The organism is Paenibacillus chungangensis, from assembly GCF_042675905.1.
GTDB lineage: Bacteria > Bacillota > Bacilli > Paenibacillales > Paenibacillaceae > Pristimantibacillus > Pristimantibacillus chungangensis.
On record NZ_JBHTJZ010000005.1, the window covers coordinates 204989 to 228811 of the forward strand.

The 23823-nt window shown below is 53.6% G+C and carries 16 protein-coding genes; 12 read left to right on the top strand and 4 right to left on the bottom strand.

The features are described 5' to 3' along the window. Nucleotide 1 precedes the first annotated feature (1 nt). The 7 genes from ACFQ2I_RS03390 to ACFQ2I_RS03420 are packed head-to-tail and all read left to right on the top strand — an operon-like array spanning nucleotide 2 to nucleotide 7901. Nucleotides 2-1546, top strand: a complete 1545-nt coding sequence (locus ACFQ2I_RS03390; RefSeq protein ID WP_377562188.1) for a phytoene desaturase family protein — start codon at nucleotides 2-4, stop codon at nucleotides 1544-1546. Beyond that, nucleotides 1543-3021, top strand: a complete 1479-nt coding sequence (locus tag ACFQ2I_RS03395; RefSeq protein ID WP_377562189.1) for a phytoene desaturase family protein — start codon at nucleotides 1543-1545, stop codon at nucleotides 3019-3021. The genes ACFQ2I_RS03390 and ACFQ2I_RS03395 overlap by 4 nt, the downstream gene beginning before the upstream one ends. Beyond that, nucleotides 2996-3865, top strand: coding sequence for a phytoene/squalene synthase family protein (locus tag ACFQ2I_RS03400; protein ID WP_377562190.1), 870 nt, complete (start codon nucleotides 2996-2998; stop codon nucleotides 3863-3865). The genes ACFQ2I_RS03395 and ACFQ2I_RS03400 overlap by 26 nt, the downstream gene beginning before the upstream one ends. After that, nucleotides 3862-4608: a carotenoid biosynthesis protein gene (locus tag ACFQ2I_RS03405; protein ID WP_377562191.1), complete on the top strand. Its 747-nt coding sequence runs from the start codon at nucleotides 3862-3864 to the stop codon at nucleotides 4606-4608. Before ACFQ2I_RS03400 ends, ACFQ2I_RS03405 begins: the two co-directional genes overlap by 4 nt. After that, nucleotides 4556-5311, top strand: a complete 756-nt coding sequence (locus ACFQ2I_RS03410; protein WP_377562192.1) for a lysophospholipid acyltransferase family protein — start codon at nucleotides 4556-4558, stop codon at nucleotides 5309-5311. The genes ACFQ2I_RS03405 and ACFQ2I_RS03410 overlap by 53 nt, the downstream gene beginning before the upstream one ends. After that, nucleotides 5290-6435 (top strand): glycosyltransferase, encoded by a 1146-nt coding sequence (locus ACFQ2I_RS03415; protein WP_377562194.1) that lies wholly within the window; start codon nucleotides 5290-5292, stop codon nucleotides 6433-6435. Before ACFQ2I_RS03410 ends, ACFQ2I_RS03415 begins: the two co-directional genes overlap by 22 nt. Next, nucleotides 6435-7901, top strand: coding sequence for a phytoene desaturase family protein (locus ACFQ2I_RS03420; RefSeq protein ID WP_377562195.1), 1467 nt, complete (start codon nucleotides 6435-6437; stop codon nucleotides 7899-7901). The genes ACFQ2I_RS03415 and ACFQ2I_RS03420 overlap by 1 nt, the downstream gene beginning before the upstream one ends. 48 nt (nucleotides 7902-7949) lie before the next feature. On the opposite strand, the gene ACFQ2I_RS03425 is transcribed toward ACFQ2I_RS03420, so the two are convergent. Then, nucleotides 7950-9407 carry an MFS transporter gene (locus ACFQ2I_RS03425; protein WP_377562196.1) on the bottom strand — a complete coding sequence of 486 codons (1458 nt, stop codon included), beginning with the start codon at nucleotides 9405-9407 and terminating at the stop codon, nucleotides 7950-7952. A 197-nt stretch (nucleotides 9408-9604) separates the two neighbouring features. Between ACFQ2I_RS03425 and ACFQ2I_RS03430 the strand changes: the two genes are divergently transcribed. Beyond that, nucleotides 9605-11452, top strand: a complete 1848-nt coding sequence (locus ACFQ2I_RS03430; RefSeq protein WP_377562198.1) for a UbiD family decarboxylase — start codon at nucleotides 9605-9607, stop codon at nucleotides 11450-11452. 499 nt (nucleotides 11453-11951) lie between these two features. Here ACFQ2I_RS03430 and ACFQ2I_RS03435 read toward each other — a convergent pair whose 3' ends face one another. The 3 genes from ACFQ2I_RS03435 to ACFQ2I_RS03445 all read right to left on the bottom strand — a co-directional run bounded on the left by ACFQ2I_RS03435 (nucleotide 11952) and on the right by ACFQ2I_RS03445 (nucleotide 14650). Continuing rightward, nucleotides 11952-12629, bottom strand: a complete 678-nt coding sequence (locus ACFQ2I_RS03435; protein WP_377562200.1) for a hypothetical protein — start codon at nucleotides 12627-12629, stop codon at nucleotides 11952-11954. Nucleotides 12630-13556: 927 nt separating this feature from the next. After that, the gene (locus ACFQ2I_RS03440) at nucleotides 13557-14504 is read right to left on the bottom strand and encodes a hypothetical protein (protein WP_377562201.1); all 948 of its coding nucleotides are present in this window, start codon (nucleotides 14502-14504) and stop codon (nucleotides 13557-13559) included. Further along, complete coding sequence (locus ACFQ2I_RS03445; RefSeq protein ID WP_377562203.1) at nucleotides 14501-14650, bottom strand: hypothetical protein; 150 nt, start codon at nucleotides 14648-14650, stop codon at nucleotides 14501-14503. The genes ACFQ2I_RS03440 and ACFQ2I_RS03445 overlap by 4 nt, the downstream gene beginning before the upstream one ends. Nucleotides 14651-14851: 201 nt before the next feature. Between ACFQ2I_RS03445 and ACFQ2I_RS03450 the strand changes: the two genes are divergently transcribed. From ACFQ2I_RS03450 to ACFQ2I_RS03465, 4 genes are read left to right on the top strand one after another with little or no spacing between them, the layout of a single operon-like run. After that, nucleotides 14852-16624: a vWA domain-containing protein gene (locus ACFQ2I_RS03450; protein ID WP_377562204.1), complete on the top strand. Its 1773-nt coding sequence runs from the start codon at nucleotides 14852-14854 to the stop codon at nucleotides 16622-16624. A 36-nt stretch (nucleotides 16625-16660) separates the two neighbouring features. Beyond that, on the top strand, nucleotides 16661-20062 hold the full coding sequence (locus ACFQ2I_RS03455) for a tubulin-like doman-containing protein (RefSeq protein WP_377562205.1): 3402 nt from the start codon (nucleotides 16661-16663) through the stop codon (nucleotides 20060-20062). Nucleotides 20063-20067: 5 nt separating this feature from the next. Next, nucleotides 20068-22455, top strand: a complete 2388-nt coding sequence (locus ACFQ2I_RS03460) for a transcription initiation factor TFIID (RefSeq protein WP_377562206.1) — start codon at nucleotides 20068-20070, stop codon at nucleotides 22453-22455. A gap of 50 nt (nucleotides 22456-22505) precedes the next feature. Continuing rightward, nucleotides 22506-23783: a vWA domain-containing protein gene (locus ACFQ2I_RS03465; protein ID WP_377562208.1), complete on the top strand. Its 1278-nt coding sequence runs from the start codon at nucleotides 22506-22508 to the stop codon at nucleotides 23781-23783. Nucleotides 23784-23823 lie beyond the last annotated feature (40 nt).

Below are 23823 nucleotides of genomic sequence, written 5' to 3' on the forward strand. Positions count from 1 at the left end.
TATGAGCAGAGGGAAAATAGCAGTGATCGGTGCGGGGCCAGGCGGTCTGGCGGCCGCCATGCTATTGAGCGGCAATGGCTATGATGTGACCGTCTACGAGATGCAGCAGACGATTGGAGGCAGGACGTCGCGTTTGGAGTTAGGTGATTACCGGTTCGACCTCGGTCCTACCTTTTTTATGATGCCTCATTTGCTAGAAGAGATCTTTCAATCCGTTGGGCGTTCCTTGTACGATTATGTAACCATGATTGATTTAGATCCCCTTTATCGGCTTCAATTCGGCGACACCGATTTTCGGCCCACAAGAAATCAAGAGGAGATGGTGGATCGAATCGAGATGCTATTTCCAGGCAATGGAGCGGGTTATCGCAGATTTATGAGGGAAGAAGAAGAGAAGTTTCGCCGGGTGTCTCCGCTATTGCAACGTCCATTCCGCAAGCCGTGGGACTATGTTGCTCGTGACGTGCTTGCGGCTCTGCCGAAATTGCATGCGACTGATTCGGTATACAATCGATTGTCTCGTTACTTCACCGATGAGAGATTAATTTATTCCTTTACGTTTCAAGCCAAATATCTAGGCATGAGTCCTTGGGAATGTCCCGGCACGTTCACGATTCTATCCTTCCTGGAGCACCGATACGGCTTGCATCATCCCGTAGGAGGCGTGAACAGGATCTGTCACGCGATGGCTCAAGTCATCGCAGAATACGGAGGAGTTATTCATACATCAACGCCGGTAGAGAGAGTGCTAATTCGGAACGGAGAGGCAGTCGGTGTCGAGTTGCCGGATGGAGAGCGGCGGGAATACGATCATGTTGTGATCAACGCAGACTTCGCTACCGCCATGAATACGCTGTTCCAGCCGGGCGATCTGAAGAAGTTCGCCCCGTCCAAGCTGGCCGAGAAGAAGTATTCCTGTTCCACTTACATGCTGTATCTCGGCGTTAACCGCAAAGTGTCTCTTCCGCATCATACGATTCTGTTCGCAGACGATTACCGGAGCAATGTGAAAGACATCATGTCGAACGGAGCGCTGTCAAGCGATGCATCCGTCTATGTTCATAATCCCGCTGCCAACGATCCTACGCTTGCCCCAGAAGGCAAGAGCGCGCTATACGTTCTGATGCCCGTGCCGAATATGACAGCGAGTATTGATTGGCGCGATAAGGAAGCGACGGTTCGCGAGTCAGTCCTGGCAAGGCTGGAGAGACTGCCGGAATTGGCCGGGCTGAGCGGCGATATCGAAGTGGAAGCCTCGCTGACGCCTGCAGGTTGGCGTGATCAATACGGGGTCTATCGCGGCGCGACCTTTAATCTGGCCCATTCGCTTGACCAGATGATGATGCTGAGACCGCATAACCAATTCGACGAACTTCGCAACTGCTGGCTTGTAGGAGGAGGTACGCATCCCGGTAGCGGACTGCCTACGATATTCGAATCAGCCCGTATCAGCGCAGGATTGCTTATGAAGCAAGACAGAGAGACGGCTTCCCGATTGCGCAGAGGATGGCGATTGACTGAAGAAGGCAAGGGGGCGAGAGCATGAAGGTAGCATTCATCGGAGGGGGAATCGGGGCGATGACCTCAGCGCTGCTGCTCCGTAGACAAGGCCTAGATGTGACGGTGTTCGAGAGGGGAAGCCGGCTGGGCGGCCGACTCGCTTATGAAGAGGGGGAAGGCTACAAGATCGATCAGGGACCGACTATCGTACTTCTGCCGGAGACGCTGCTAGGCATTATGGAAGAAGCGGGCATAAGCCGACATAAGCTTCCCTTGCTGCCCTGTGACCCTATGTACAATATCCATTATGCTGACGGTACCGTTCTGCGCAAGTGGCGTGACACAGACCGGCAAGCTGAGGAACTGGAATCATTAAGTCCCGGCGCAGGGAAAGGGTTCCGTTCCTTTATGGAGGATATGCGTCCACTGTTCCAGCAAGGCCAGTCCTCTCTCCTTGGTCGTCCGTTCTTAAGGAGAAGAGACTTCTTTAACTGGGCCAATCTGTCGCTGCTGTTAAAGTTCAGAGCCTACTCAAGCGTACGGAAGCAGGTATCTCGTTACTTCAAGGATGAGCGAATTATAGACGCATACTCCTTGCAGACGCTTTATATTGGCGGTGCGCCGTTCCAGTCTCCCTCGCTATATGCTCTGCTTCCTTATGCGGAGCACGCATTCGGTGTATGGTATTTGAAAGGGGGATACGCGAGTCTTGTGAACGTCATGGAAGAAGAGATGGAGAAGCAAGGCGTCGCGATATACCGGAATGCCTACGTAGAGAAGATTATCACCAAGGGTCGCCGCTGTACTGGAATCGTCGTTGGGGGAGACGAACGGCAATTCGATGCTGTCGTCTATAACGGTGACTTCCCTCATCTGTCTACACTGTTCCCCCAGGGAGTGAAGAAGCCCCCGGTAAAAAGCTACAAGCCATCGTCCGGCTGTGTCTTGCTGTACCTGGGTCTGAATCGCCGATATGAAGATGCCGCCGCTCACCAGTTCTTTCTTCCAGACTCTCTGACAGGAAGCTTGCGGCGGATATTCATAGAAGGGCGAATGCCGAACGATCCTTCCTTCTATGTGTTCTATCCTTCGGCGATCGATTCGGATGTCGCGCCGGATGGAGAGAGCGTCATGTATATGCTCATTCCGGCTCCGCCGGAAGGCAAGGTCGATTGGGTGACCGAGACGCCTCAGCTCATTGCGAAAGTGCTGGAAGAAGCGGAGAAGAGAGGCTTCCCCGGACTACGAGACGCGATACGCTGGCAATCGGTTCGAACGCCGCAAGATGCGGTGCTGGAAGGCCTATATCAGGGAGGAAGCTTCGGCATCGCGCCTACACTGTCGCAATCCGCGCTGTTCAGGCCGCAGATCGTGCCTTACGATATCGAAGGGCTGTATGCGGTCGGTGCATCCGTTCATCCAGGCGGAGGCATTCCGATCGTTATGCAAGGGGCTAGATTGCTTGCGAATCAATTGTTAAAGGAGAGGTGTTCCCATGGCAATAGCAGAAAGCTTGGCTAGCTGCGAGGAGATGATTAGACAAGGTTCGTCGACATTTCATAAAGCGTTCGGTTACTTGCCGAGTCCTCGGAAGGAAGCGGTATTCGTCATCTACGCCTTCTGCCGCATGATTGACGATGCAGTAGACGAGCCGGAGCGAGCTCCCTATTCACTGGATGAACTGAAATCAAGGTTCGATGCGCTGGACACTGCATCCGGCCACTTCATATGGCCTTCCCTGCGCTGGCTGTTCGACACATTCCCAATTGGCAAGCAGCCGTTCTACCTGCAGATGGAAGGCCAGCGGAGAGACTTGACGCTTACCCAATACGATACGATGGAACAACTGGAAGAATACTGTTATCTCGTAGCGGGCACGGTCGGGGAGATGTTGCTCCCCGTTCTCCATGATTCGCCGGACGATGCGGTCGTGAAGTCGGGCATTCAGCTTGGGAAAGCGATGCAGATCGTCAATATCGTTCGCGACATCGGGGAGGATCGGGAGCGCGGTCGGCGATACATTCCTCTGCAATGGTTGACGGAAGCGGGGTATGAGCTGGACAGCTTCCGGGCTGGCGTCATCAATGCGCCTTTCAAACGGTTAATCGACCGATTGGAGGATCTGTCGCGCCAGTGGTTCCGTCAAGGACTGACGGATATCGCTTCCTATCCTGCCTCCAGCGGCTTCTCTGTCGAATTGGCAGCCCGGTATTACGAAGCGATATTGGACGCGGTAAAGGCTAACGGTTACGACGTATATACGAGACGAGCTTATGTCAGTCCCTTTACGAAAGTAAGAATATACCAGGGAATTAAGAAGAAATATGCTAAGTTGAGTAAGCGCAACAAGGAAAGTGCGGTATGACAATTCGCGGTTTATTCTGGTTCTGGTATGCCACAGGCCTTGTTCTCATGCTGACAGTCGGCGTGCCAGGGTGGCTGTCGTTCTCCAACGGACTGTTCCTGCTCTTCTACGCCGTCTATGCGCTGGACATCGAGCGAGGCATAGGTGAACGAAGAGCAGTCCGCTTGGGAAGAGCAGCGATCATCGGTCTGGTCACCTTCCTGATAGAATATATCGGTGTAACGACGGGATGGCCTTTCGGAGAGTATGCTTATACGTCGGTTCTAGGGTTCGGAATTGGCGGTGTCCCGCTCGCAATTGCTTGCGCATGGGTAGGCGTTATGCTGAATATCATCCTGTTATTCAGGCACGTTTCCCGATGGAGACGAGCGTTGCTGGTCGGCTGCTGGACGATCGTGTTCGATCTGGTGCTGGACCCGGTGGCTTATGCTCGAGGCTTCTGGTTATGGGACCATGATGGCGGATTCTATGGCGTTCCGCTTGCTAATTTTATAAGCTGGGTCATCATTGCAGGCATGTGCTCGCTTGCCTTCCCTGTCGGAACATCGTCCCTGCTCGTTCGCCGCCGTGCAGCAAGACTGCTGCAGGCGATGCTGATGATGTTCGGCTTGCTGGGCATGAAGGAGGGACTTGTTATCCCTCTTGTAATAGCCATAATAGGGGCGATTGTTGCGGAAGGGATGCTGCGTTATGATGACAGCGAATCGAAGCGAACGGTTCAGCCGCTTGTTCGCGATCTATAATGAGCGTATATTGCTACCCCGTTATATCAATAGCGTGTCCGTCATGGGTACACCGGATTGTGAAGAAGAAGGGCGACCGCTATTGTACGTGATGAATCACAGCTCATGGTGGGATGGAATCATTGCCTATCATGTTTTCACTCGTCTATCCCGGAATAGGAAGCATTACATTATGATGGATGAGAAGCAGCTTGCCAAGTTCACCTTCTTCCGAAGGCTCGGCGCATTCTCGATCGACAAGTCTACGCTGCGAGGCGTTGCGGAATCGCTGCGGTATGCGCAGAGCTTGCTCATGCAGGGACATGGCGTATGGCTGTTCCCCCAGGGAGAGATCAGGCATCTGGAAGCCAGGCCGTTATCCTTCCAGTCTGGTGTCGGCTTCTTGCTAGAGCGATGCCCTTCAGCCGCCGTTAAGCCTGTTACCGCTTACTATGCGATGAGCAAGGAGCAGAAGCCTGTTGTAACGCTGCGGTTCGGAGACGAGTTACTGCTGGATTGGCAAGGGCTCGGGCGCAAAGCAATCGTTAGCCGCTTGCAAGTTGCGATAGAGAGTCAACTGGATGAGCAACGGCAAAATTCCATTACTGCCGACGGCGGAGTCATGGAAGGCTACCGGACAATTCTCCAGGCCAGCTCAAGCACTAGCGGCCGCTATGAAAGCATGAGAAGGAGGCTTGCGAGTTGGAATCCATTCTCTGGCTGATCGTAGTCTGTCTATTCGCGCAATGGCTGTTCGTTCTATGGAATCTGTCCCAGCTGCCGCGTATGGAGCAGAGCGGAAGGCTGGGCGCCACGCTGTCCATATTGATTCCAGCCCGCAACGAAGAAGGGAATATAGCGGAATGCCTCCGCGCGGCGATTGTTGCCGCCGGAGATCACGAGGTGGAAATAATTGTGCTGGACGACGGGTCTACTGACCGTACTGCGGCGCTTGTCAGGGAAGCGGCGATTATGGATGGGAGGATACACTATGTGGCGGGTGATGCGCTGCCGCCAGGCTGGACCGGCAAATGCTTCGCTTGCCATCAGTTGGCAAGTGAAGCAAGCGGCGAATGGCTGTTGTTCCTGGACGCTGACGCCAGATTGAAACCAGGCGCGGTAGAAGCTGCAATGGCTGCCGCAGTGCGGCAAGGCAGAGGCTTGGTGACGGGCTTCCCGCATCAGATCACAGGTTCTTGGCTTGAGCGTCTTATCGTGCCGATGATGATGTTCACGATCGCCTGCCATCTGCCAGTGCGGATGGTTCGCACTTCGCGTGACGACAGATTCGCAGCTGCACATGGCGCATTTATGCTGGTGCATCGCGACAGCTATGCCGCTATGGGCGGTCATGAAGCTGTGCGTGATCGTCTGGTTGATGATGTGGAGCTTGCGAAGGCGATGAAACGAGCAGGAGAGCCAGTGATGCTCGCTGACGTGAGGGAGTATGTGTCCATGCGCATGTATACGAATTCGAAAGAGGTCTGGAGCGGGTACAAGAAGAACATTTACGAAGGGGTGGGGCGAAATCCGTACTTGTTGTTCGCTATTGTTCTTTTATACGGAACTCTATATCTTGTACCACCACTGGCGTTTCTTCTGGAAATTGCCGCTCAGACGATTGGAGCTTCCGATGACGGTGTGAATGGGCAGCTATTTGCCGCACTCGCAGGCTGGATGCTTGGACTAGTCATTAAGCTGACAATCGACATGCGCAGTGGACAACCTGCATGGTTCGCTGCTTTTCTACCACTCAGTATCGGCGTTCTATGCGCCTTGGCGCTCAGTTCTTGGCGAAGTTCCGGCAAGCGGGATGGCTATGAATGGAAGGGGAGGAGCTACTCGTAATGAAGCGTGTAGTCATAATAGGAGCAGGGCTTGGCGGTTTGTCAGCAGCAATATCGCTCGCAGCCAGAGGATTCGAGGTCATCGTTCTGGAGCAGCAAGCGGAAGCCGGCGGCAAGCTGCAGCGTATGGAACGGAATGGCTACCGGTTCGATCGAGGGCCCAGCACCATTACAATGCCCCATGTCTTTCATCGTCTGTTCTCTTCAGTGGGCAGACAATTAGCAGATTATGTACGTCTGGAACGGCTGGAGCCGAGCACACGCAATTTGTTCGCAGACGGTCATGCGGTTGATTTCACCAGTGACCTGACGGCTATGGAGGAGCAGATTGCCCGCTACAGCCCGAAGGATGCGAGAATGTACAGATCGTTCATGACGGAATCCAAGCGGCTGTACGATACGTCCGAATCGCTGTTCCTGAATCGCTTGCTTCATCATTGGCGTGCGAAAGCGGATATGCGTCTGCTTGCCGGACTTCTCTCGGTTCGCCCCACGACGAATTACCAGTCGCTGCTAAGCCGATATTTCACTCATCCCAATACGCTCGCTATGCTTGGACGTTACGCTACATATGTCGGTTCATCGCCGTATCAAGCGCCTGCCATCTTCGCAATGCTGCCCTATTTAGAGCAGCAGCTGGGTGTTTATAGTGTGCGTGACGGCACTTATGAGCTGGTTGCGGCCATGCGCAAGCTCGCAGAAGAGCTCGGGGTTTTGTTCCATTTTGGTTGCAAGGTGACGTCTATTAACAGCAGTAAGGGCAGAGTAACAGGGGTCTCCAGCGACTGTGGCGACTACAGCGCCGAGCTAGTCATTGCGAACGGAGATGTTCTGTCCGCCGCATCACAACTGCTGACCGAGCGGCAACGACCGTCTTTACGTGATCGCAGAATGAAGAAGCTGGAGCCATCCTTGTCGGGTTATGCGATGGTGGCCGGTGTTCGGAAGGTATATGATCAACTTCTTCATCATACGGTGTTTTTCCCGGAGGGGTACGGCTCAGAGTTCGATGATATATTCCGGAGGAAGCGGCTGCCGACAGAACCGGCTATCTATGTATGTCATTCCGGCCATTCTCAGACCGGCATGGCGCCCGAAGGCTGCAGCAATCTCTTCCTGTTGGCGAATGCGCCATATGTGACGGAAGAGAATCGGCATATGCTCACCGGGGAAGATTACGGCGAGCGTCTTCTGCTGCAGTTGGAGCGAGCAGGGCTCCAAGGCTTGACGGCATTGCTGGACTACAAGCAGATCTATACGCCGGTGCAACTGGAAGCAGATACGTCTGCTTATCGCGGAGGGATATATGGCATCTCGTCGAATAGTGCGCGTCAGACGTTCTTCCGTCCTTCCAACCGGGGAGACCTGGATGGCTTATGGTTCGTTGGAGGAACGACCCACCCCGGCGGAGGTACCCCGCTTGTCACGTTGTCCGGTATGCTGGTTGCCGACGCTATCAGCAGTTAATGGCATCGGCAACCAGTTGTGTTATCCCTATTCAATTGACATTTGGTATTACTGCGTATTCACAGCCAGTTTCCGTCGATTCCAGCCGAACAGAACGGCGAACAAGAGCAGTACGACGCCTGTGCACATGAATTCTTGTACGATGCTAAGCGTAAGCCAGCCTAGCACGGTAGATCCCGCCACGACGCCAAGCGAGAAGAAAGCATAGAAGTAGCCGTATGCTTTCCCGCGCAGTTCTGGAGGCGTCGACTGGATAAGCATCGTATTAATAGAAGGGAACAGAAATGCAAAGCCTATCCCGTACAATCCCAATACGCTGTAAAGCGCAAGTGTTGTTGCGGATTGACTGATGAGTAGCTGGCTGATTCCCATTAAGCCCATGCCTACCCCCATTGTCAGCGACGGCGCGACACGATCGAATATGCGGTTCGTAGGCAGCACGAATACGATAATGGCAATAATGCCGAAGGTGCTCATCAGCGTGCCGCTCATGCGGGAATCGTAACCCAGCTCCTGCACATGAAGCGGCAGCAGATAGGCGATAACGCCTTGTGAGAACATGAGGAAGAATGCGCCTCCGAACGCTTTCAGCATCCCGGTATTCATGAAGGTGCCGTTCACGCTGCTAGTGTTGCCCTCCGTCTTCTTCATAGGCTCATGCTTGCCGAGGAAGATTGCGGCCAGAACCGCAAGTGAGAAGCCTAGTACGGCGACGAATGTGAAAACGGCCGGCACGGATGTTTTGCTCGCCATAATTCCGCTGAATGCAGGACCGATGACGGCGGCCAGACCGACGAATGAACCGATATTGGCCACTTTCTTTCCTTGCTGATTTTGCTTCGTTGTGTTCGCGGAGAAGGTGAACGCCGCAGGCACAATCAATCCGGCAACGAAGCCGTGAATAATGCGTACAGCAATCAGGATCGCCGGCTGATCTACCAGATGGTACAGCAGCAGGGAAGCGCTAGAGAGCACCAGTCCCGCCATTAATATTTTGAATGGTCCGGTCTTGTCCGTTAGAATACCGGATATAATGTTGCCGAGCGTGTTGGACAACGAATAGATGCCGATGACGAAGCCGGCGATGAATGAGGTTGCTCCGACAGAAGTGGCGAAGGTGCTCATGACCGGCAATTGAGAGAACAAATCGAAAAATGAGAAAAAGACGATACTATACACCAGCACCGCGTAGTTGAAAGGCTTCACAGTGAACTTGTCTTGAGCTTTTCTCAGTTGCCATTCCAGTATAAAGTTGGCAAGTGGAATGAAGGCTGCAAGCATGGCCGCGGCTGGCCACAGCAAGCTCCACTTGACTCGAATGGCTGCATACAAGATGGCGATTGCATATAGGATGAAGATTCCGCCATGAATGGCTCCGACGATGGATACGGCCTTGTCGAATCCCCATACGTATTTCAAAGGCATGGCAATGCCAAGCAAGATCAATAAAGAGATCCCGTCCATCAGTCCGGTTATGCGCAGCAAGCGAATGGGATGTGTTTGCAAATGAATGACCCCTATGCATGTAGTATTTGATTGATTCCATTCTAACACTAGATACGGATCGAATATAGGAACAAACCTTGACAATTGCTGCCGATTCAGAACATTGCGTCTAACTGTTAAACTATCGTCACATTTGACCTTAGCGCCAGGATCATTGATAATTTGTACTATCATGATAGCTGGAGGAGAACGATTGCATGGGCTACCGTACTTTAGAAGAATGTATAATCGATCTGGAGAAGCACGGTCACTTGGTCAGAATTAGGGAAGAGGTCGATCCCGATCTGGAGATGGCCGCTATCCACATGAAGGTATATGAAGCAGGGGGACCTGCGCTGCTATTCCAGAACATAAAGGGCTCCAAATTCAGAGCTGTATCCAATCTGTTCGGCACGATTGAGCGAAGCAAGTTCATCTTCCGCGATACGTTCGAGAAGGTGCAGGGAGTCATCGCACTGCGCAATGATCCTATGAAGGCGCTGAGGAATCCGATCGGCTACTTTGGCACGGGAGTGGCGGCCAGCAAGGCGTTGCCGATCAAAAAGTCCGTTCCATCCGGATTCAGGGAAATAGCGATTAGCGATATGCCGCTGATCAAAAGCTGGCCAATGGACGGCGGAGCGTTCGTCACGCTGCCCCAGGTCTATTCCGAGGACCCGGACAAGCCGGGCATCATGAATTCCAATCTGGGCATGTACCGCGTGCAGCTTACAGGCAATGAGTATGAGTTGAATAAGGAAGTCGGCGTTCACTATCAAATTCATAGAGGGATCGGCGTTCATCAACATCATGCGAACAAATTGGGGAAACCGCTTAAGGTAAGCTGCTTCATCGGCGGTCCGCCTGCGCACACGCTGTCGGCCGTTATGCCGCTGCCCGAAGGCATGAGTGAGCTAACCTTCGCCGGTCTGCTAGGGGGACGCAACTTCCGTTACAGCTATGTGGAAGGCCATTGCATCAGCAACGATGCGGACTTCGTCATTACAGGAGAGATTTATCCCGACGAGACGAAGCCGGAGGGACCGTTCGGCGACCATCTCGGCTATTACAGTTTGATCCACAACTTTCCGGTTATGCGGGTTCACAAGGTGTATGCGAAGGAAGGGGCGATCTTCCCATTCACTGTCGTAGGAAGGCCGCCTCAGGAAGACACATCGTTCGGCGCGCTTATTCATGAGCTGACCGGCTCTGCGATCAAGCAGGAGATTAAAGGCGCTAAGGAAGTGCATGCGGTAGACGCCGCGGGTGTCCATCCGCTGTTGTTCGCGATCGGCAGCGAACGATATACACCGTATCAGCAGGTGAAGCAGCCGGCTGAGCTTCTGACGATTGCGAACCGGATACTGGGCACTGGACAGCTCAGCTTGGCGAAGTATTTGTTTATTGCTGCAGAGGAACGACAACCGTTGACGACGCATGATATGCCGCGCTTTCTGGGCTACATACTGGAACGAATCAATTTGCAGCGCGATCTGCATTTCCAGACGAATACGACCATTGACACGCTGGATTACTCCGGCACAGGATTGAATCAGGGAAGCAAGGTCATCTTCGCGGCGGTTGGCGAACCGGTCAGAGAGCTTTGTGGAGAAGTGCCGGAAGTGCTGAAGGGGCTGGCCTTGCCGTACCTTACCGAGCCGCGGCTCGTCATGCCGGGTGTCGTCGCCTTGCAGGGGAGCGCTTTCGCGAACTATGAGTCTGCAGGGGAACAGATGGAGCAGTTGAGTGTGGCAATTGAAGCGGCGGGAGGCATGCCGGATTGTCCAATGATCGTCGTATGCGACGACAGTGATTTTCTAAGTGCTACATTCGATAACTTCCTGTGGGCGACCTTCACGCGCAGCAATCCGTCCCATGATATGTATGGCGTCAATAGCGGCTACACCTTCAAGCATTGGGGCTGCGACAATGTAATTATCGATGCGCGCCGTAAGCCGCATCAAGCGCCGCCGCTCGTGCCCGACCCGGAAGTGGAAGAGAGCATTGCGCGATTGTTTGCTCCAGGAGCCGTGCTGGATCATATTGTGCGGGGAGAAGATGTTTAGTGACAGAGAGCGGGCGTCTAGACGCCCGCTCTCTGTCTTAGCTCCTGCTGAGCACTGTGTTAGCTCCTGCTGAGCACTGTGTTAGCTCCTTCTGAGCACTGTGTTGCAGCTCAGATGCTGTTCGGCACTCGAGACTTAATCACACTACATAACTATCCGCTGCGCCGCCCCCCGCGCTATATCCGCAACGTCGCCCCCGTGCTATATCCGCAACGTCGCCCCCACGCTACATCCACAACGTCGCCCCCCTCCCCCTACAACCCCCACTACCCGCTGAATAACTGGATTTTATACATCTATTATTAACAAATCTATTGTTCGACACTGTTATAAATGGAAAAGATACAGTTGTTATTCGTGATTTAGTCGTTCTAAGTCTGTTCTGCAGAAAATAATGACATGAAATCCATTTAGTACTTCATTGACAGTGAATTTAATCAATCTAATTACATAAAATCCATTTGCATTATGCAGCACATCCCTTGATATCCTCTACTCTTTACAACAAACCACTCTCTAGCCCTTCCTTCGTTAGTTTATATCTCGTCACTCGTTGTCCTTTCTCTTGAATTACCGGATGGAGCCATCCCTTCTTACAAAGCCTCTGCAAATGGCGAATCACCGTACGGTGGTCAATGGAGAAGTAGCGTGCCATTTCGATAGGCTTTACAGGTCGCGCTAAAAACGCTGCAAATCTTATGATCTCTTTATCTGCGAAATGGATTGGTTTGATGTTAGCGTTGGCTGTTTCGAATCTGGCTAGTATTGTGCGCAGCAAAAAAATACATAGATCAGGCCGATTTGCGACATCGTCATATGAAAATGAGACAATGTGGTATCCCATTCCGTAAAGGAATGCTTCCCTTTTTAACTCATTGCTGTACTTTTCTCGATCCATCTCTTCGACATGTGTTCTGAATCCTTTAATTTCAATAAGAATCCTCCATAACTTTGGTGAATATACGAAGTCGGCAAAGTATGGCCAACCGCGCCAATCAACGACTTCAAACTCCGGATGAAGCTGATCCAAATGACCTTTAAGCTTCCACCATACGTTTTTTATGAATAACTTTTCTGCATGATTATGTCCTCGTTCCAATCGGTTCTTGCGTTCTCCTTTACGTTTGCTTAGATGATAATCAATGAATGCTTGATGTGCTTGCTCGAAATCACTCATACGCCTCAATTCACTCCTCGTATTAAAATGAAAAAACGCCCTCCGTTCATCGAAAAGATGAAAGAGGACGTTCTTCGTCACTTCCATCAATTATATACCAGCATTCACAAATGGCATAGATTTTTTGTATAGACTACCGCGATATATCAAATTTATATAGATTGTGATATGGAAAGTGAAGTATTAGAGAAGAAATAGAAAGGCTTTAATATTGATTGATATGGACTAGTTGGAGTTTACAGGTGAGTTTTCGAGTTTTTTAGTTTTTGAGGTTCGAGGTAATTTTGCACTTACAGGCTTCTGAGATGAGGAGGACATGCTGATTTGATGACTGGAAATGAGGGTGGGGATGATATGGGCTGGCACTCGTGGGGGTTATAGGATTACTAATGGATTTATAGAAGTTAAATTGGTTGGAATTGAATATTATGAAGCGATAAGTGGAAAACATACAGTTATTATTGCTCCTGGTTAAGGATTAATGAAAATCCGGTTTAATTAGTTACATGAAATCCATTTGATTGAATACGTGTGACAATCTACAGTGAATATAGTTGCATAAAATACAATTGTTCTCATGTTGCATGAGGCAAGAAGAGGAAATTGAACGTGAGAACAGCGATCGGGAATGAGAGAAATTGCGTGCTCTATCGCTCACATTGCGCACAATCACATTACTCGCATTGACATTACTCGCATTGACATTACTCGCATTCAAATTGCGCACACCTCGCTCCGTCTCAAACATCATTGGAAAATAGGCCTTCCCGCAAGCGGTTCACACGGCTCGCAGGAAGGCCTATTGCGCCTGGCATAAGCTAGACCAAGGTCGAGTCTGGCAATACGACCCGGGCTGGATTCCGATCCATGACAGCCGCGGTATGCTGAATAGAACGGAGTCCCATTGCAAGCTTTCGCAGCTGGCTGTCAGCCGGGTTGCACTTCGAAATCGGGGTCCCACTTGTACTTCTCCTCGTAGATGCGCATCACTTCATCGCGCAGCGGCGTGGAGGACGTAGCATGGCCCTGGACCTGGACGTAGCGATACAGCCTTAAGAAGCGTTCCTTGGGCAGCAGCCGCGCATAGCGAAGGAGCAAGTACGGATACAGCTTCATGTATCTCTGCTTGCGGACGGCAGCGCCGGCGACCAGCGCCATAATGGCATTGCCGTTCGGCAGCTTCATGATTTGCGATTCGTGCTGAAGCATGTAGCGGAACGTGTTCTCTCTGATCAGATCGCGCCTGATTCTGGCGATCTCGCCGATATAGGCAACGAGCTCGGCGTTGAAGCTCTCCATCAGCAGCGGCTCCAGCATGAGATCCATATCCTTGCGCAGCCGGAACGTCTGCAGCAGCATAATTTGCTCCATCCTCAGCCTGTCGTTCTGCACAAGCGAGCCGATCTCGCGCAACATCTCGTACGTACGAGGCTTGTCCCCCTGCTGGAACACTTCAACAGCAGATTGATGGTCTCGATTCAGGCCGGCTGCCAATCCGGATTGATGCCGGATGAAACATTTTTCAAGCTGAATGCGATGAAGTGCAGGGGTCGCGCGCTTCTGCATCGTCAATAATAGATATAGTAAAGCGATGCCGACAACTAGAAGCAGGATACTCTCCCATAGCACATCAGCGAAAGCAAGACCAGCGCCGAGCAGCAGAAGCAGCAGCGCCCTTGAACGCCAATGCGAGCGGGTCACCTTTGTGGCAGCGTACTTCTCGACGGGGACAAGTGTCTGCTTGCCGCAAGAAGGGCATGCCCTTTCGCCAAGTACGGTGAACGATCGGCATTTTCGGCATATTTTGAGCTTTTGGTATGATTCTTGGACACGTTTATAAGGACGCAAAGTGACAGGTGTTTTTTTGATCGTCATACGTCGCTTTGCCCTCGTTTCGATATAGACAGCACCAGTCTGCCAAGCTGCTCCTGCGAAGGAGCTTGTTTCATTTGCAGACGGTAACGGAGTGTCAAGTATGCGATGAGTAGAACCTTTAGTCCCAGAATAACGTATATAACCATGTGTGTAGACCCTCCCTGAGATGACAAAAAAAGTGATTTATGGAAGTTCATAAAGTATACTTGATTTTAGTATACCAAATGAAACTACGCCATGACCAATTCTGCTATACCCAGCAGTCCCGCATCTCGGGGAGCCGTGTAATCCATCTATCTAGCAATCTATCAATCTATTTGTCGGCGATGCGACCAAGGAGGACGAACATGACGATACGAAACCGATTCAAACACGCAGCTACCCTTTTTATATTATGCCTGCTCATGCTACTCAGCAGCCTGCCGGCGGTGTCTGCCTCCGGAGAAGGGGGCGGAATGGACGCCGTGCTGGTGCTGGATGTGAGCCATTCCATGGCGGACAGCGACCGGAACAAGATCGGCAACGAAGCGATGAAGATGTTCATCGATATGCTGTCGGAGGAAGGGAACCGGGTGAGCGTCGTTGCTTATACCGATCAGATCGAACGGGAGAAGGCGCTGCTGGAGATCGACTCCCCGGAAGACAAGGAGAACCTGAAGGCGTTCATTGACGGTCTGAACCGTGGCTCCTATACCGATATCGCGGTCGGCGTGAAGGAAGCGGTGCAAGTATTGACCGACGGCGGCGATGCGGGACGGGAGCCGATCATCATTGTGCTTGCGGACGGCAACAACTCGCTGGATCCGAAGTCCGGCAGGACGGAAGCGGAGTCGGACCGGGAGATGGAGAAGGCGATCGGCACGGCGCAAGACCTTGACATTCCGATCTATACAATTGGCCTGAACTCAGACGGCAAATTAAACAAGGCTGCGCTGGAGCAACTGGCGGAGCAGACGGGCGGCAAATCGTTCGTCACATCCTCTGCGGACGATCTGCCCCGCATATTGAGCGAGATATTCGCTAGCCATCTGGAGTTGAATATCGTGCCCGTGGATTCCTTCACGGCTGACGGCGATTATCAGAATGTGAAGGTGACCGTTCCGAACAGCAATGTGCTGGAGGCGAACATCTCCATTATGTCGGAGCAGCCGGTGGAGGTGAAGCTGGCTGATCCGTCCGGCAATGCGGTGGCCATCCCTTCGCAAGACGTGCTGCTTGCCAAGTCGAAGAGCTATTCCCTGATTAAGATCGTCAGGCCGGCGCAAGGCGACTGGACGCTGCAAGTGAAGGGCGTTGCACAGGATAACATCGATATCAATCTCATTTTCAACTACGACTTGACGCTGGAGCTGGAGCCGCTAGGGCAGAAGAGCTTCGCCAAGGGTGACACAGTTAAGCTGCAAGCTTACTTGGCCAGCGGGGGCCAGCGTCTGGGCGACAGCGCGCAGTATCGCAACATGAGCGCCGTTATGAACGTCAAGGATGTAACGAACGGCAAGATGGAACAAATATCGATGAAGCTTGCGGGCGATTATTTCGAAGGCTCGTACAAGCTGCCGGATAGCCACGATTACGAGATTACCGTGCGGGCCGAGGAGCAGAGCTTCTTCCGAGAAAGCGAGACGATGGCCATATCGGCTTCGTCGGGCGGAGGAACCGCTGCATCGAAGCCGGATGAAGAAGTCAAGGAAAGCACATCGTATACCGGCATCATCATCGCCGCAGTTGGGGCTATCGTGCTTCTTGCCGCTGCGTACTTCGTCTATCGGATCATGAAGGAGAGAAGCCGAGGCTTCGTCGGACAGATCGTCATTGAAATCCGCGACGAGAATACAGGCGACAAGTCCTCGCCCCAATACAAGCGGCTAAGCCACTTCAAGGGGAAATTCCAGCTGCATCACTTGCTGCAGCTGGCTCCCGAGTTCAAGGAGACGGAGAAGATTCTGTTCAAGCCTGCCGACGGCGATAAGCTGAAGCTGATCAACGGATCGGCCTGCACGGTGGAGAAATTCGGTAGAGCTGCGGCTGCAGGCAGCGAGCTTGTGCTAAAGAGCGGTGACCGGATTGCCATTTCGTTGACACAAGTGGACAAGACCGTTCATATCGAATATCTCGTATAAATTGCCGCAGGCACATATTCCAGGAGGTATGTACCCATGAAACCAATCGTAAGAGAACATATTCAACAGCTCGACGTGTCGCTAGGCGGAGGAATCGTCAGCGAGAAGATCAGGGTCGATACGATCGACAATCCTATTCTGATCGTGGGGCTTGGCGGTACGGGAATAGACGCGCTGCTCCGCCTGAAGTATCAGATTAACCGCAGGTTCAAGCTGCCGGAGGACCCGATCTCCAAGCGGAAGCGGGACAAGCCCGATAACGTGGAATTTCTGGCATTCGAGACGAATGAGCAGGATCGTAACAAGAGGTATAAGGGAATCGGCCTCGATCCCATCAATGAATTCGTGCTGCTGTCCAACGCCGAAGTGGGCGGACTGCTGCAGAACCGCAGCATTCTGGAACCGTACATTACGGACTGGCTGTCGCCGGAGCTGAGTATTACCGATGGGATGAACGGCGCAGCGGGCGTTCGCCAGGCGGGCAGGCTGCTGCTGTTCACGAAGATCAATCAAGTCGTGCAGAGCATCGACAAGAAGATCAAGACGCTGTCCGTCGGCACGAACAAGAAGCTGATGGTATTCCTGCTGACGGGACTGTCCGGCGGCACGGGAAGCGGCTGCTTCCTGGATATCTCTTATATCATTCGCGGCATTATCGAACGCGACCATGGCGCGGCTGGCATCGACCGGGTGAATACGCTCGGTTATCTGTTCACGCCGGACATCAATTTATCCAACAAGAGCCTGAGCGACCATACGCGGGAGTACATTAAGAAGAATGGCTATGCCGCGCTGAAGGAATTGGATTACTGGATGAATGTGGACGCCCGGGGCGAGCGGTTCAGACAGCAATACGGCAACATCCTGTCCGTCAATTCGCCGCTGCCGCCGTTCAATCTGTGCCATCTCATCTCCGCCACGAATACGGAGGGCAAGCTGCTGGACAACGCCTACGATTACTGCATGAATGTGACGGCGGAGAATATTACGAACTTTATATCCAGCGAGGAGAAGCAATCCGGCGAGGAATTCGCCATTCATGACTATATTAGCAACATCCGGACGAACATCGCCCAGATGAACAAGTTGTATCCAGCCAACTATGATTACAACATTATCGGCGCATCGTCAGCGGTGCTGCCTATTGAAGAGATGACGACTTACCTGGCTTACAGGCTGTTCCAGAAGATGGAGGGCATGTTCCGTCATGCTCCTTCGCAGGAGGATGTGGAGAAGTTCGTCCGCAAGCTGGGCGTTGACCTGGAGACGATGATGAAGACATTCGACTCCCGCGTGCCGGAGCCGCTGCCAGGCTATGAGCATAGTGAACGGCTCAGCTACAGCAATGTCGTCAAGATGCAAGCCGTCAACATGGACACCGAGCTGGAGCAGAACTTCCTGGCAAGGGCGCGCGAAGAGTATATTAAAGCGAAGAAGCAGCTGCCCGGCGAGATCGTCGGCGGGTTCACGGAGAATATTCGCCGGATGTTCCTGCATCCGGAGCAAGGTCCCTTCTACGTGTCGCGGCTTATCTATACGGAGAAAGGCTTCTGCGTGCTGAAAATGCTGCTGTCGTATATCGAATCGCTGCGCGAGAATCTGCAAAGACTGCCGCGCGACATCGATGCCGCAAGGGAGCAAGCGGAGGAGCGGATGGGCGATGCGAAGAGCGCCTTCGTCTCCAAGGACAAGAAGAAAAACAACTATATCGAGGCCAAAATCAATGAGTACTGGCTGCGCGCGGATGTGGAGCGGATGGAGCAGTTGATCGAGTTCTACGAGGATTTGCACGAGCTGTTGAATGCCGAAAACAACCGCATGTATAGCGTATACTCCGAAATATTGAATGTGCTCAATACGATCTTTGCGAAAAATGGCGAAATTCTGACGAGCGGCGAAGAGCGCGGCGACCATAAAGGGAACAAGACTTATTACTGGAACATCGTCAGCGTGCCGGACATCTCGCATGTGATCGGACGCATCATGGACAACAAGGATGGCGAGGATCTGATCCGCGACTTCACGAGAGAGCTGCTGGAGAGCTCCAACCTATGGATCAAGGAGCAGGACATTGACATCGTCGGCTCCATCTCGGAATTTCTGACCGATAAGTTCGGCGATCTTATTACAAAATCGATGGAAGAGTTCCTGGTCATGAAGTACGGGGAAGACGAGCCGATCGATAAGTTCGTCGAGCGCCATATCGCCAGCAAGCTGGACGAAGAGGCGATTCCCGTCTTCCATCTGAGCAATAGCGCGGGCAATCTTCACTTCCCTTCATGGGGATTCGTCTCCGTGCCGCAGCAAGCGCCGAGCATATTGCGCGGCATCCGCAACTACCAGAACAATTCCATCGGCAAGTCGCACTTCACGATTAAGGAGAGCGAGGTGCGCAACCGGATATTCTGGCTCAATACGAAGAATGGCGTGCCTCTGTTCGTGTACACGCCGCTTAAGGTGTATGAGGAAAGCTACGAGCGCACCATTCTGGATAAGGAAGGAATCGGACGACACCTTGTGCAGAGCGACAGGGAGAACTGGACCTACCTGCCTTCCCCGATCCCGGAGAAATCCTGGGGAGAGACTTATGTAAACGATCGGGTGCGGACATATAACGCAAGGATCAGAGCGGACTTCGCGCGCGCTGTCAGCTGCGGCATCATTGTGGAGAAGGGAATTGACAATCCGCTCAGCAACCGCTATAGCGTGAAGCTGACGAAGCCATTCAGCGTGATGAATGCGCTGCAGGGCTTTGATCTGGGACTGGACGTCAGCGGACAGAAGCCGAATCTGGGTGAGGTGAAGCGTGCGGCATCCGAGCTGAAGCGGTTGCTCGGCGGCGGCTTGGAGACGGAAGCGCTGCAGGATATATTCGGCAGCTATACAGAGGAGCTGGCGCAAGAGAATCTGATCCGGACGCCGCAGCTGCTGAAGCGGGTTCGCGAGGAATTGGCGAAGCTGGATGAGCTTGCAGCTGAAGTGAAGCAGCTGGAGGATGTGCTGCGCGCCCATGAGAGCGAGGATCGCTGGCTGCAGCAATTCATGGAGGCATTGTATACGAATACGATTGCCAAGCGAGGCGCCTTGTTCGTCTATGATCGCGATGATGAGGAAGTGGCGTGGCCGCCGTTCGCCAATCTGATGACGGGCGGCAACTACATCGAGTACGAAGTGTTCGTCAGCTTCCGCGCTCTGGATGAGCGCAGCCTCGCCACGCTGATGCGCAAGGCGAGCCGGAGAGTGACGGAGCTGACGGCGAATGAGGATACAGCCCCGCTGATCGGGAGGCTGGATGAGCTGTATGGCCTGTTCCTGGATGCGAGGGAGCGGCTGGAATACGAGAAGCTGGAGCTGGCGAGCGGTGAGGAGATGTACGCATTCTATCGCGGCATGACCGCACGGCTTCATGACATTCGCAGAAAGCTGAAGCAAGGATGAGAGGCATGATTGAGCAATTCGCGACAGATTATACCGTGGCCGAGCAACGGCTGCAGGGGGCGGTGGACGACCAGAGCAGCATTCATTACCCTACCGTCTTTCTCTATATCGGCGATGAGATTGCCGAGGCGATTGAACCGATGATGGAGACCAATTCGCTCAGGTGGGCGAATAACGCAGGAGTTGTCTATTGCCATGTACGGGGAAGCGGCGCAGGCTCCGCCCCGGATTACTCCGACGGTTCCGGCGACACATCGGCCAACCGGTTCACCATTGCGCTTGACGGCCTGTATGACGAGCCGTTGGACAAGAGGAACGTCAGGGGAGGGATCGGCCGGCGCTTCCATGAGGCAGGCGACCACCTGAGACGGCTTAACCGTGCGCTCAGGAGCATGAACGATGCGATCAGCGACTACGGCCGGATGTATGCTTCGTTCGACCGCCTCCATCTGGCCGTCATCATACGCGCTGACGATCCCATGAACATTCTCGTGCCGGACATTGCGCTGCTTGCGCAAGCGATATTCGGCACACTGTTCAAGTCGGTTCAGAGCGACCTGTTCGTCTTGGTTCAGGAGAGGGAGCAGACGGAGTCGTTCGGTTATGCGGCCGCCGCGGGAGTCTCCTTCCTGCGGGAGCTGGAGCGGTTCCAACAGCCGGGGTTCACCTACAACGAGCCGCTCCAGATGACGGGAGACGGGCTGCGCATTCCCGTCTCGCACGGGCCGGCCCCTTTGTTCGATCTCGTCTATCTGCTGTCTGACCGCAATGAGAAGGGAATGACGCCGCTCGGCGGAATGGGGCAGAACTATGAAGCGATCTGCCGCATCATGCTGCTGAAGAACCGATGCATTGGGGGTCTGGAGCATAACGACCACGGCGGAAGCTACAACAACACTTCCTTTAAAAATAGCCTGCGCGCGGAGTCCGGCAAAATGGGCTACGTGTCCGCAGGGCTTGCCAGGGTGCAGAGGCCGGCTTACGCCATCGCATTGACAGTGCTGTATCACCTGCTGGATGGCGTCATAGTCCGGTTGCAGGCGCCCCCGGAGCTGGACAGGAAGGAGAAGCTGCAATTGTTCGGCATCGACATGCAGGCGCTGGAGCGAACGATTGCGGAGTGTGTGCCGGGGGAAGAGCGGCTGGAGGACATGAAAGGGTTGATGACCAGCGGCTGCAAGTTCGACGACCTGCGCGGCAAGTCGCTGGAGCAAGCGGGCAAGCTGTTGTTCGGAGAGGGCTGCGAAGTGTTCTTCAAGAAGCATTATGCCGAGCTGGCCGGCCAGCGGCTGGACAGAATGGATGTGGCTGGACTGATGAAGCGGGCGCTGGAGAGAAGCGCCAAGTCGCAACCGCAAATCTCGTTCTACCATCTCTTCAAGTGGACGGATGATGACCATGCTGATGGCGTGGTCATCGGCGCAGTCCGCGAGCGGATGCAGGAGCTGGCGGGGAGCATACAGCACGTCCAGGAGGAGCTGGAGAAGATGATGGCCATGCGGACTGAGGAGTTGAAGTTCGCGCGTGTTCCCTTCATGGACAAGCGGAATATGCGAAGCTTCATTCATGCCTATATCGATGCCGTCTACGGACTTCGCCGGGAGAAGCTGCTGCTGGAGACGGAGTTGATCCTGTACCGGAGATACGCCTCGGAGCTCGAGATGCTGAATCAGTGGAACCGCGTCCGGCTGGAGCGGTTGAACGATCTCCGATCGAAGCTGAAGAAGGAAGCGCAGCATAGCATAGCGCAAGGCGACGGCTATATCGGGCAAAATGTGTTCGATTATTATGAGCGTGTAACGGCTGAGGTCATCCGTGAGCTGGAGGAGAAGCGAGGCGGTCAGGTGCTGTTCGAGGAGCGTTATATCGGCCATGTGCTGGAGCTGCTGGAGCAGGGGGAATCGGCGCTGGTCGAACGGTTGATTGCCGTATGCCGCCGGGATCTGCTGAGCAGCGCCAAGTTCGCGCTGGCATTCGAAGAAGAGCTGCTGCAGCGTGCTAACGTGTCGGTTGCTTACGACAATCGGAGAGCGCTGACGAAGGAGGAGCTGTTCCATCAGCTGTACCGGATGCTGGAGGAGCATGCGACCATTCATATTCGCTTGTTAGACTATATGCATAAGAATCGGTATGAAGAGCATTACTTGTTCGGCGACCGCGGCAGTGAATTTATCCGGTACGCCCTTCATATGGGGGATTCATCGCGCATCCACAAGCTGGGATGCCTGCATGAAGAGCGAAGAAGCGGTGTCGAGAGGCTGCATCTGATGGGCGGCTTCCATCTGGAGGACTTGCTTTATTACCGCCATGCGAAGCCTTTCTACGAAGCCTATGTGCAGGACGGCTACAAGTTCCACGCGATGGACGATGAGCAGCTTCCGCTGTTAGCGTGAATTGTGGCGAAGCGAGAATATAGAACGTGAAATAGAGAGGAGGCTGTCCCATGCAACGGAAAGTGAATATGCTGCTGCTGGCATTCGGACTGTTGGGTGCGGCTGTCGGCGCCGTCCTAGGCGAAGCGCTCATGCTCGCGCTGCCGGAATCGTGGCCCAGTTATGCGGCTGTTGGTCTGTATTTCGGACTATTGGCCTTGTGTATCGGATTAGGCTGTCTCATCGCGGAACTCATGGCGCCGCGACTGAACGGACATTCCTGGCGGCAGCGTTATGCGGATTGGTCATGGAAGCTGCTGCTTCCTGCTACATTCGTTCTGCTCTTCGCTGTCGGAGCACTGCTCCAGTTCGTGTTCGGCCTTGACTTCGGAGGGACGAAGCGTGTGAAGGATATCGTGCTCGTCATTGATAATTCCGGCAGTATGTCGGAGACGGACCCGGATGGCGAACGGTATGCAGCGGCGAAGGGATTGATTGCGAAGATGGAGAAGGACAAGCGCGTCGCGCTCATCTCCTTCACCGATACAGCCCAGCTGCTGCAGCCGTTCATCAGCGTGGGGACGAAGGAAGGGAAGGAGACCGTCTATGCGGTTATGGACGGAATCGAACCGACGGACGAGGGCACGAATTTCAGCGAGGCGCTGGGAGAAGCGGTGGGGATTATAGATGCGAGGGATGATCAGCATCGCGGCTCCATGATCATCCTGTTGTCCGACGGCTTCAGTGAATCCAGTATTGCGGAGCAGCTCAATCAGCTTCAGAGCCGAGGCATCGCGGCCCATGCGATCGGACTCAAGGTCGGCTACAGCGGAGGAATTGCACTGCTGGAGGAGATCGCGGAATCGACCGGCGGCCGTTATTATGACGTTGCCCAATCGGATGGGCTAGCGGCTGCGTTCCAGAACATCTATATGACGATTGACAATCGGATGCTTCATTCGTTAAACGCTGGCGCCCCTGAAGAGCATGACATCTATAAGATGCTGAGAATACTGTCGTATGTCATCATCGGAGCGGCCATCGGGCTATCGCTCGGGCTGTTGTTCGACAACCGCTATCTGGCGCTGAGCTTCGGAATTGGCGGCGTGGCCGGCGGATTGCTTGCAGGCCTTATCATGCATGCAGGCTTGTCGGGAGGAGCACTGCAGGACGGTCTGACCCGGGTCGCTGCGGCACTTGCAATGACCGCCGTCATCGCTCTGTTCACGCTTGTCGTTCCCGTAGGGGAGGGCAAGACGAGCAACAAAAGGCGGGCAGATGCGCTGGCGCATAGCGATGGAGGAAGCAGGGGCGGCCGGAGTCGTAATGGTCGCAGCCACGGATTTTAGAGAGAATAGGCATCATTCCAGGCATAAGGGGGTGGGTGAG